General features: G+C 71.3%; 1 protein-coding gene. It reads right to left on the reverse strand.

The genetic code is table 11. The features are described from left to right. Positions 1-212: 212 nt before the first annotated feature. On the reverse strand, positions 213-1,288 hold a 1,076-nt coding region (sucB, locus tag FNH04_RS46085), incomplete at its 5' end, for a 2-oxoglutarate dehydrogenase, E2 component, dihydrolipoamide succinyltransferase (protein ID WP_152792163.1).

Raw genomic sequence — 1,288 nt, forward strand, 5'->3', positions numbered from 1 at the left:
GGGCGCTGACCGTTTTTGGCTGCGGGTTGTTCGTGGCTGGTCGCTCCCCCAAGTTCTCGGCTTCGCTCGAACAGGGGGACCCCCATCGCGGCGGAGCCGCATATCGATACAGCCCCGCGCCCCTTTCGGGGGCGCGAAGCGCCCCGTCACATGCCACGGTGCCCCGTCCGGAGATCTCCGGACGGGGCACCGTACTGATCAGACGTACTGGACTACAGGCCGAGCTCCACCTCGAACTCGCCTGCCTCCAGGATCGCCTTGACCGCCGTCAGGTAGCGGGCCGCGTCGGCGCCGTCGACCAGGCGGTGGTCGTAGGAGAGGGTCAGGTAGGTCATGTCGCGGACGCCGATGACCGTGCCCTCCTCCGTCTCGATGACGGCCGGGCGCTTGACCGTGGCGCCGATGCCGAGGATCGCGACCTGGTTCGGCGGCACGATGATCGTGTCGAACAGCGCGCCGCGCGAGCCGGTGTTGCTGATGGTGAAGGTCGCGCCGGAGAGCTCGTCCGGGGTGATCTTGTTGGCCCGGACCTTGCCCGCCAGGTCGGCGGTGGCCTTGGCGATGCCGGCGATGTTCAGGTCGCCCGCGCTCTTGATGACCGGGGTCATCAGGCCCTTCTCGGAGTCCACGGCGATGCCGACGTTCTCCGTGTCGAAGTACGTGATGGTGCCCTCGGCCTCGTTGATCCGGGCGTTGATGGCCGGGTGGGCCTTCAGCGCCTGGGCCGCCGCCTTCACGAAGAACGGCATCGGGGAGAGCTTCACGCCCTCGCGGGCCGCGAAGGAGTCCTTCGCCTGGTTGCGCAGGCGCATCAGACGGGTCACGTCGACCTCGACGACCGAGGACAGCTGAGCCTGCTCACGCAGGGCCTTGACCATGTTGTCGCCGATGACCTTGCGGATCCGCGGCATCTTGATGGTCTGGCCGCGCAGCGGGGAGGCCTCCAGGACGGGGGTCTTCCTCGCCGCGGGGGCAGGGCCCGCGGCAGCCGCGGCGACCGGGGCCGGAGCCGCGGCAGCGGTCTTCGCGGCCTCGGCGGCGGCGATGACGTCCTGCTTGCGGATACGGCCGCCGACGCCGGTGCCCTTGACGGCGGACAGGTCGATGCCGTTCTCGGCGGCGAGCTTGCGCACCAGCGGGGTCACGTACGCACCCTCGTCGGTCGCCTTCTCCGCGGCGGGGCCTGCGGCAGTCACAGCCGGAGCCGGGGTGACCGGAGCCGGAGCCGGGGCCGGAGCGGGCGCCGGAGCCGCGGGAGCCGCCGGCTGGGCAGGAGCCGGGGCAGGGG

Source organism: Streptomyces phyllanthi (assembly GCF_009377205.1).
GTDB classification, from domain to species: Bacteria; Actinomycetota; Actinomycetes; order Streptomycetales; family Streptomycetaceae; genus Streptomyces; species Streptomyces phyllanthi.